This is a genomic window from Williamsia sp. 1135 (assembly GCF_002095395.1).
Taxonomy (GTDB): Bacteria; Actinomycetota; Actinomycetes; order Mycobacteriales; family Mycobacteriaceae; genus Williamsia.
Map to the genome: position 1 here is coordinate 1 of NZ_MJEI01000033.1, position 8,590 is coordinate 8,590.

The 8,590-nt window shown below is 63.1% G+C and carries 10 protein-coding genes and 1 tRNA gene; 5 read left to right on the top strand and 6 right to left on the bottom strand.

What is annotated here, in order from left to right:
* Positions 1-226: 226 nt before the first annotated feature.
* Together BFL43_RS00530 and aceE are read right to left on the bottom strand one after the other, a co-directional pair.
* Positions 227-703: a hypothetical protein gene (locus BFL43_RS00530; protein WP_084889796.1), complete on the bottom strand. Its 477-nt coding sequence runs from the start codon at positions 701-703 to the stop codon at positions 227-229.
* 118 nt (positions 704-821) lie between these two features.
* The gene (gene aceE / locus BFL43_RS00535) at positions 822-3,593 is read right to left on the bottom strand and encodes a pyruvate dehydrogenase (acetyl-transferring), homodimeric type (RefSeq protein ID WP_084889782.1); all 2,772 of its coding nucleotides are present in this window, start codon (positions 3,591-3,593) and stop codon (positions 822-824) included.
* A 216-nt stretch (positions 3,594-3,809) separates the two neighbouring features.
* On the opposite strand from aceE, the gene BFL43_RS00540 reads away from it, so the two are divergent.
* The 4 genes from BFL43_RS00540 to BFL43_RS00555 all read left to right on the top strand — a co-directional run bounded on the left by BFL43_RS00540 (position 3,810) and on the right by BFL43_RS00555 (position 5,522).
* Positions 3,810-4,343, top strand: a complete 534-nt coding sequence (locus BFL43_RS00540) for a hypothetical protein (protein WP_084889784.1) — start codon at positions 3,810-3,812, stop codon at positions 4,341-4,343.
* A gap of 107 nt (positions 4,344-4,450) precedes the next feature.
* The gene (locus BFL43_RS00545; protein ID WP_084889786.1) at positions 4,451-4,873 is read left to right on the top strand and encodes a DUF3052 domain-containing protein; all 423 of its coding nucleotides are present in this window, start codon (positions 4,451-4,453) and stop codon (positions 4,871-4,873) included.
* Positions 4,870-5,352 carry a peroxiredoxin gene (locus tag BFL43_RS00550; RefSeq protein WP_084889788.1) on the top strand — a complete coding sequence of 161 codons (483 nt, stop codon included), beginning with the start codon at positions 4,870-4,872 and terminating at the stop codon, positions 5,350-5,352. Before BFL43_RS00545 ends, BFL43_RS00550 begins: the two co-directional genes overlap by 4 nt.
* Positions 5,353-5,450: 98 nt before the next feature.
* Positions 5,451-5,522: transfer RNA gene (locus BFL43_RS00555), tRNA-Val, on the top strand.
* Positions 5,523-5,545: 23 nt separating this feature from the next.
* On the opposite strand, the gene BFL43_RS00560 is transcribed toward BFL43_RS00555, so the two are convergent.
* Complete coding sequence (locus tag BFL43_RS00560; protein WP_084889790.1) at positions 5,546-5,914, bottom strand: hypothetical protein; 369 nt, start codon at positions 5,912-5,914, stop codon at positions 5,546-5,548.
* 42 nt (positions 5,915-5,956) lie between these two features.
* Entirely contained in the window at positions 5,957-6,589 is a 633-nt protein-coding gene (locus tag BFL43_RS00565) for a TetR/AcrR family transcriptional regulator (RefSeq protein ID WP_084889792.1), read from the bottom strand.
* A 230-nt stretch (positions 6,590-6,819) separates the two neighbouring features.
* On the opposite strand from BFL43_RS00565, the gene BFL43_RS28755 reads away from it, so the two are divergent.
* On the top strand, positions 6,820-7,674 hold the full coding sequence (locus tag BFL43_RS28755; protein ID WP_168176497.1) for a hypothetical protein: 855 nt from the start codon (positions 6,820-6,822) through the stop codon (positions 7,672-7,674).
* A 3-nt stretch (positions 7,675-7,677) separates the two neighbouring features.
* Here BFL43_RS28755 and BFL43_RS28300 read toward each other — a convergent pair whose 3' ends face one another.
* Both BFL43_RS28300 and BFL43_RS00580 read right to left on the bottom strand, forming a co-directional pair.
* Positions 7,678-7,887 carry a hypothetical protein gene (locus BFL43_RS28300; RefSeq protein ID WP_143694991.1) on the bottom strand — a complete coding sequence of 70 codons (210 nt, stop codon included), beginning with the start codon at positions 7,885-7,887 and terminating at the stop codon, positions 7,678-7,680.
* A gap of 292 nt (positions 7,888-8,179) precedes the next feature.
* Positions 8,180-8,590 (bottom strand): transposase (locus BFL43_RS00580; protein ID WP_143694992.1); only part of this gene is annotated, 411 nt, incomplete at its 5' end.

The following is an 8,590-nucleotide window of genomic DNA, read 5'->3' on the forward strand; positions in this document are numbered from 1 at the left end:
TCCGAGTAATCCTCCCGATTCAAAATCTCCAGAACGGCCTCTTGTTCCTCGGTGGCCAACGCCGCCGGCTGAAACCTCTGAGACTGCGGGGTCGGGTCTTCAACGGGCGTGTAGTGCTTGTATCCCCGGGTGATCCGGTAGTAGGTCGAGCGGGCCACGCCGGTCAGATCACACGCCGCTGTGACCCCAATCCAGGTATGGGCGGTCAGTGCGGTGACCAGCTCGATCAGGACAGATGATGTCGCTTGAGCCAGGCCTGGTACTGCTCGGCGCTCATCAAAGCTGGTGGGATCTGCGGACCCTCGTCCTGGGTCGAGCTCTTGGTGATCCCGTCCAAGAGCTCGAAGGCTTTTCCCATGATCTCCAACGCCGCCTCGGACTGGTCGTTCTTCTTCTCCAACCGGGCGACTTTGGCGCGCAACCGGGCCAGCTCAGCGCGGTCTTGACTGTCCATGCGGTCCCTCGTCTTGGCGGCGGCAGCGACCATCGAGTCACTGAACGCACCGGACTCGCGGGCCTCTAACCACTCTCGCACGGTCGCCCTGGTCAAGTTGTACTCGCGCATCAACTGGGTTTTCGCGCCGCGCTGCACCGCAAGATCCCAGCGCTGCAAGAACGCAATCCGGAACGCAATCGGGAACGAACGGCGCCCTTTCGCTGACCGTCCAATCGGGATATCGATCGGGGTACTCAACAAATCCATGTCACACTCCATCCCCACCACCCCTACCACTCCTGCTGTCTTACAACCAGGGTGGCAGGGAGGGAATATCCGGTGGAACGTGGGAAAACGGGTGGGTGGTAGGCGAGGGCCGGGAGCGCTACGCGCCGGGTCCCGGGTCGCTCGTCTGCTTGGGTGCGGCAAGCACGTCGTCGATCTGGTACTTCTCCGCCGCCTCGGCCGCGACCTTGATGTCGAGGTGACCATCACGGGCCAGCGCGGACAGGACGCCCACCGCGATGGACTCGCCGTCGACATTGAAGTACCGGCGCGCGGCAGGACGGGTGTCGGAGAATCCGAACCCGTCGGTGCCCAGGGTGAGATAGGTGCCCGGCACCCACGGCCGGATCAGTTCCGGCACCCCGCGCATGTAGTCGGTTGCGGCCACGAACGGTCCCTCGACGTCGGCGAGGGTCTCGGTCAGGTACGGCTGGGCGTGATCGCCGCCCGGTTCACGCAGCGATGCCTTCTCGAACTCGATGCCGTCGCGGGAGAGCTCGTTCCATGAGGTGACCGAGTAGATCGACGCTCCGACGTTCCAATCCTCGGCGAGCAGTTCCTGGGCCTTGAGTGCGCTTGCCATCGTGATGCCCGAGACCAGGATGTTCGCCGGATACTTCTTGCCTTCCGGGGCGTCGGCGTACCGATAGAGACCCTTGAGGACGCCGGTCACGTCGAGGTTGTCGGGCTGCGCCGGCTGACTGATCGGCTCGTTGTAGATGGTGGTGTAGTAGTAGATGTTCTCGGGATCATCCCCATACATCCGGCGCAGGCCATCGGCGATGATGTGCCCGAGCTCGTAACCGAATGCCGGGTCATAGGCCACGACTGCCGGGTTCGACGCCGCCAGCAGCAGCGAATGTCCGTCTGCGTGTTGCAGACCTTCACCGGTGAGTGTGGTGCGCCCGGCGGTGGCTCCGAGGACGAATCCGCGGGCCATCTGATCGGCCGCCGCCCACAGACCATCGCCCGTGCGCTGGAATCCGAACATCGAATAGAAGATGTACAGCGGGATCATCGGTTCGTCGTGCGTCGCATAGGACGTGCCGACCGCGGTGAACGACGCCGTCGAACCCGCCTCGTTGATGCCCTCGTGCAGGATCTGCCCGACCGAGCTCTCCTTGTACGCGAGCATCAGCTCGGCATCGACGGAGGTGTAGAGCTGTCCGTTGCGGTTGTAGATCTTGAGCGACGGGAACCACGAGTCCATGCCGAATGTGCGAGCCTCGTCGGGGATGATCGGCACGAGACGCTTGCCGATCTCCTTGTCGCGCATCAGTTCCTTGAAGATACGGACGACGGCCATGGTCGTGGCCACCTGCTGCTTGCCCGACCCCTTCGCAGCCAGCTTCAGCGCTGGGGCGGTGTCGGGCTTGAGCACCTTGCTCTTGGTCCGCCGCGCGGGCAAGAATCCGCCGAGCGACTTGCGACGATCGAGCATGTACTGGATCTCGGGTGCATCGTTGCCGGGATGGTAATACGGCGGCAGGTAGGGATCCTTCTCGAGCTCGGCGTCGCTGATCGGGATACGCGTGCTGTCCCGGAAATCCTTGAGGTCGTCGAGCGTCAGCTTCTTCATCTGGTGCGTGGCGTTACGGCCTTCGAAGTGCTTACCGAGTGTGTAGCCCTTGATGGTGTGCGCCAGGATCACGGTCGGCTGGCCCTTGTGCGCCAGCGCCGAGGCGTAGGCCGCGTGCACCTTCTTGTAGTCGTGGCCGCCGCGCTTGAGATTCCAGATGTCGGCGTCGCTGAGGTCTTTGACGAGTTCTTTGGTCCGCGGGTCACGGCCGAAGAAATGGTCGCGGACGTAGGCGCCGTCGTTGGCCTTGTAGGTCTGGAAGTCGCCGTCGGGAGTGTTGTTCATCAGGTTCACGAGGGCGCCGTCGCGGTCCTTGTGCAGCAGTGAGTCCCACTCACGACCCCAGACGACCTTGATGACGTTCCAGCCGGCTCCGCGGAAGAACGACTCGAGTTCCTGGATGATCTTGCCGTTGCCGCGCACCGGTCCGTCGAGGCGCTGCAGGTTGCAGTTGACGACAAACGTGAGGTTGTCGAGGCCCTCGGTCGCGGCGACGTGTGCCAGGCCGCGTGACTCGGGCTCATCCATCTCGCCGTCGCCGAGGAAGGCCCAGACATGCTGGTCGCTGGTGTCCTTGATGCCGCGATCGTCCAGGTAGTGGTTGAACCGTGCCTGGTAGATCGCGTTCATCGGTCCCAGACCCATCGAGACGGTCGGGAACTGCCAGAAGTCGGGCATCAGGCGGGGGTGGGGGTACGACGGCAGACCGCCGCCCTCTCCGGCGTGGGAGTGCTCTTGTCGGAACCCGTCCATCCGCTTCTCGTCGATGCGGCCTTCGAGGAAAGCGCGGGCGTAGATGCCAGGTGAGGCGTGGCCCTGGATGAAGATCTGGTCGCCGCCGCCGGCGTGTTCCTGGCCGCGGAAGAAGTGGTTGAAGCCGACTTCGTAGAGCGCGGCCGACGAGGCATAGGTGGAGATGTGACCGCCGACGCCGACGCCGGGACGCTGTGCGCGGTGCACCATGATCGCGGCATTCCAGCGGATGAACGCGCGGAAGCGGCGTTCGACTTCTTCGTCACCGGGGAACCAGGGTTCGCTCTCGGTGGGGATCGTGTTGACGTAGTCGGTGGAGGTGAGCGCGGGAATCGACACACGTTTCTCGCCGGCACGTTCGAGCAGACGCAGCATCAGATAGCGGGCACGGCCGGGACCGGCATTCTCGAGGAGGCCGTCGAACGATTCGAGCCACTCGGTTGTCTCGTCGGGATCGATGTCGGGGAGGTAAGAGGCCACCCCTTCTCGGATCACCCGGACCCGCGGCTGATTCTTGGGTGCTTGCGTGCTGTCAGTCACTGCGCTGCTCTTTCTCCTCGAGTCACTCGGCAGCGGTGGCTGCCGTAACCGAAATTGCGCCGGAACCGGGGTGTGGTGTCGGCGTTGCCCCAATCGTGCCGTAAGTGATGTGTGTTGGCATCGGCAACCTCCCAAACGGGGATGGGCACGGCAAAGTAACCCTACTCACGGGCGTTTCGCGCGAGGGTTTTCGTACATTTCGTGCAAGATCGGCATGTGAACTGGAAGTGGGTGGGCGCGGCTGCCGTGTGCGGGCTGTTGTTCACCGGCTGCGCCACGACCATCGACGGCTCGAGCACGGTGGATGCCGGTCAGGTGAGCGCCTATCAGAGCGATGTATCGGTCACGGCAGAACAATCGCGGATCGCGGAGTCGTCGCGGGCGGCCCAGGCGGCGCGGACGATCACCCTCGCCCTCTGTTCGCAGTTCACGACCACCGTGGTGACCATGCTGAACAGCTACAACCAGTTCGTCACCAAACTCAATGAGGTGCAGTCGTATTCGGCCACCGACGGGGGAGGGCAGGTGGTGATCGACCAGCTCACGGCTGGTGAGCGGGCCATCTCCGCCAAACTGGTGCCCGGCGTCGAAGCCCCGGTCGAGGCGCTGATCCGTACTTTTCTGACCAGGAACACCGAGCTGATCGCCGCCGTGCGCGGGGAATTGCGGTCAGGTTTGAACGATCCTGCGGACCGGTGGATCGACGCCAGGAACAAGGCCGTGGGGGCGTGTGGAGAACTTGCACCTTGAAAAATCCGGCATTCGGCTTGCAACTTGGGGGTTTACCCTGTTCGCTTGAGTGATCAAAGCGGGCACGAACAGTGTTCGCATAATTTCTTTGACAGGAGGTCGTCGCGTTGGTTGCCGCTTCAGATGGTGATCGCGTCCAAAAGCTAGGTGTGAGCGCGGGCATGATCGTGCAGGAGCTGGGGTGGGACGAGGACACCGATGACGACCTGCGTGCCGACATCGAGGATGCGATCGACGCCGAGATGGTGGACGAGGACACCGACGAGGTCATCGACATGGTCGTGCTCTGGTGGCGCGACGGTGACGGCGATCTCGTGGACGCTCTGATGGACGCCATCACCCCGCTCGCCGACGACGGCTTTGTATGGGTGCTGTCTCCCAAAACCGGAAGTGACGGATACGTCGACCCCAGTGAGGTCGCAGAGGCGGCCCCCACCGCGGGGCTGACCCAGACCAGCGCGGCCAGCTTTGGCGAGTGGCTGGGTTCGCGGTTGGTACAACCGAAGACGCGTGCCGGCAAAAAGGCATGACCACTTCGCTTGGACGGGAGCTTCCGGTGGGTACGGAAGCTCCCAACTTCACGTTGCGTGACCAGAACAATCAACCGCTCACCCTCTCGGAATTCCGGGGCAAGAAGAACGTGCTGCTCGTGTTCTTCCCGATGGCGTTCACCGGGACGTGCGAGGGCGAACTGAGCATGGTGCGCGATCGCCTGCCCGACTTCTCCAATGAGCACTCGGAGTTCGTGGCGGTGTCTGTGGGCAGCTCGCCGACACACAAGGTGTGGTCGTCGGCGCAGGGTTATCTCTTCCCGATTCTTTCTGACTTCTGGCCACACGGCGAGGTGGCGCAGAACTACGGCGTCTTCAACGACGACAAGGGCTACGCCAACCGCGGCACCTTTGTGATCGACAAGAACGGCATCATCACCTTTTCGGAGATGATGGGCGCCGGACAGGTCCGTGACCAGTCGCTTTGGGAGAAAGCTCTGGCCGCGCTAGATTCTTGAAGGTGTCTGACGCCTTCGGGCGGTCGGACGGGCGGCGAGTCCTAACGTTTTCTCTCGTCGCCGCGGCTGGCGAACTCGCCTTCGTTCAGCCGCCCCATGCGCGTATAGCTCAGCGGTAGAGCTCTGGTCTTACACACCAGCGGTCGGGGGTTCAAATCCCTCTGCGCGCACCGTATTACCCAGTGTCGATTGCCTACAGCCTCGCAACGATCGAGATGACGGCGTCGCTGAGGATCCACGCGATCACCCCGAGCACGGGAACCAGGCCGACCGCAACGACGACCCGTGGCCGGGGCGGTAGCTTGACGAGAACGTGGCGGAACACAAGGTACGCAACGTAGACGATCACCAACGGGATCAGTGCGATCAGCACCCCGCGGATGAGTTCGACCGTCTCGGGTCGGCTGATGTACCCAGATCCGAGAGCGAATAGGTACGCCAGCCCGCCCGCCACCAAGGTGGCCAAGGATCGCGCTGCGACATCGCGCCAGAACGAGGCGTCCCGGAACCACTGCGCGGGCCACTCCCACCATGGTCGCTCGCCAGGCTCCTCCTCGTTCACGCGATCATTGAATCACTGCGCGTCGGCGCACGCTGCGGGTGATCATGCGCAGATGGCAGCGAACACGATCGGCAGGGTGGTTCGGATCGGGCAGTTCATCGGTCCGTCGCCGGGGTCGAGTTCGGCCAGTACATGTGCGTAGTTCGGTAACTCTCCGACATTCATCGTCATCAGCGCCCGCTCCCGCTGTGTCGGGCGCGGCCCCACCAACTGGGGATGGCGGTCGAGGAGTTCGCCGAGTACGAAATGCCAGAGCATACCCAGCCGCGTGATCGCCTCTGACGCAGAAAATCCGAGTTCGAGTAGGTCGCCGATGGTCGCGTCGAGCGCCGCGAACGAATTGGGTGGGACGAGATCTCCCCGGACGAGTATGTGCAGCACCCACGGCCGGGGAGCCAGGAGGTCGTGCTGGCCGAGAAACCGCTCGCTGATCCGTTCCAGGGGGGTGGGCGCATCGATCGTCACCGGGAACTCGGCCGCGACGTGTTCGAGCATCCGGACGAGCAGGTCCTCGCGGTCGTCGACGTGGCGGTAGATGGCCATCGGTGAGGCGCCGACACGTTCGGCCACCGCGCGGATCGTCAGAGCGTCGAGGCCACCTTCATCTGCGACCTCGAGGGCCGCATCGACGACCTGTTGCGGGCTCAGAGAACCTCGTTTTCGCCGTTCACTCATGTCCGACCGATTCTAGACAAACTTTCCGATACCTCCGCCATAAGTCTACTTAGTACGCTAATTTCGAGACGGGTTGGGCGGAACCTGGCGGCAGCTGATTGGGGAAGATCGTGAAATACACACTCGCACAACAACATCTTCGGCGTTCGCAAACAATCGTTCTCACCGCGACGGCTTCCCTTGTCGCCGGGGCGACTGTCGGAATGGGTATTGCAGGAGCGGCGCCCGCGGTGTCTGAACACTTTTCCTATACCCACCGAACCGATTTCTACTGCGTCCCTTCCGGTGTGACCGAGCTGAAGGTGACTGCGGTTGGAGGAGCGGGTGCGACGTACCACCACACCGGGACCGGAGGTGCCCCCGGCGTCGTGGTGGGCACATTTCCGGTCGTACCAGGAACCGAACTCGCCATCACAGTCGGTCAATGGGGGCATGAGAGTGGCGGATTCGGCGACGGGAAGGGCGGGCGCCACGGAACCTCGCCCGGGTCTTCCTCCTACGCATCCGGGGGCGGGGGTGGTGGTTCGACCGCGGTGAAGGCAACGACGTCGTCCTGCGGGAGTCATTCACTGGCAGATGCAACGTATCTCGTGGTCGCCGGCGGAGGCGGCGGTGGTGGCGGTGGTTCGACCGGATACAAAGGTGGCGGCGGAGGATTCGGCGTCGGCGGGAACGGATTCAAAGGCGAAGGAAGTAAAGGCGGAGAGGTGGCCGGCAACGGTGGATGCGGAGGACGACTGCCGCATATCCGCGGTTGCACCGAATCGATCCACGGCGGTGACGGGACCGACGCCGGCGAGAACGGACCTGTGTCCGGCGGCGGTGGCGGAGGTGGCGGTGGCGGCTACAACGGAGGTGGCAAGGGCCATGGCGCCGACTACGTCTTCGATGGTTTCAACGTAGGTGCCGGCGGCGGTGGCGGCGGCGGCCAATCCTATTCGGCTCCCGACGGGAAAGATGTCTCGAAGACTGCAGGCAAGGTCGGGAACAACAATGGATATGTCGAGCTCAGCACCGCCGGTGCGGTCACCGATCCATCCGGCGGAAGTAGCGACATCTTCAGCGGGTTGTTCGGTAGTAGCTGACCGTCAGGGTTGGCGGTGCAACCGGTACAGCTGCACCGCGTTGAGAATTGCCACAATCGGCCAGCACACGATCGACAGCCACACGCTGATGTTGCGCTCGCCGTTGGCGATGTCGTAGATCGCCATTACCGTCAGTAGGACGGCGATGATGGTTGCTATCCAGATGAGGTTTCTGCGCAGCGATGTGCTCGTGGCTGAGTTCGTAGTCGACACCGACTGAATATAACCGGCGTTATTGAAATGGGCTGATCAAACAACGTCAATTGTCGCCGACACCTGAACATCGGAATTGAGAGAATTGGCGATGTAGCACTGATGGTGTGCGTCCTCGACGAGTGTCTGCACGCGGCCGGGATCAGTGCCGAATAGCCACCACTATCGTCCCCGAGAGGGCTGGCCGAGGGCGCATTCGGGTTGTTTCGAAATGAAGTTGTGGGTTGGGCCCGTAGCGATTGTTCCGCCGTTGTGGTGGGTTGTCGGGCTGGGGCCTGTGGCCCCGGGCCTTTCAGGCCGTTCCTGGGGTGAGGTGTCCGCCTTTGATGGCTTTGAAGAGGTTGTGTACGAGGGCGTGAAACGCGAACTCGGCTGTGGCTCTGTCTAATCCACGGCTGGTGAACCGCCGGAACCCGAGGTTGTGTTTGGCGTGTCCGAACGGGGTTTCAGCGATGTGACCGCGTTGGGCATAGAGGGCGTGGCCTTCGGGTGTGGCCAAGCGGTGTCTCATGGCCTCGATGGGAGTTGCCCCTGGCGGTGGAGGTCCTGTGGTGGGCTGCTCGCGGGCGGTTTTGTTGATACGCCGCGCTTTACCGATAGCAATCAACCGGTCCGGCCCTTCACTGGTCAGGTTCTCCTCGGAGAGGTAGCCGGCGTCGGCGAGGAACACTCCGATTCCCGCGGCATCGCCCTCTGGTGCTGA

Bases quoted from the DNA above. Each gene is read 5' to 3' on its own strand.
- BFL43_RS00530 (WP_084889796.1), bottom strand. From the start codon at position 703: ATGGATTTGTTGAGTACCCCGATCGATATCCCGATTGGACGGTCAGCG.
- BFL43_RS00550 (WP_084889788.1), top strand. From the start codon at position 4,870: ATGACCACTTCGCTTGGACGGGAGCTTCCGGTGGGTACGGAAGCTCCC.
- BFL43_RS00565 (WP_084889792.1), bottom strand. From the start codon at position 6,589: ATGAGTGAACGGCGAAAACGAGGTTCTCTGAGCCCGCAACAGGTCGTC.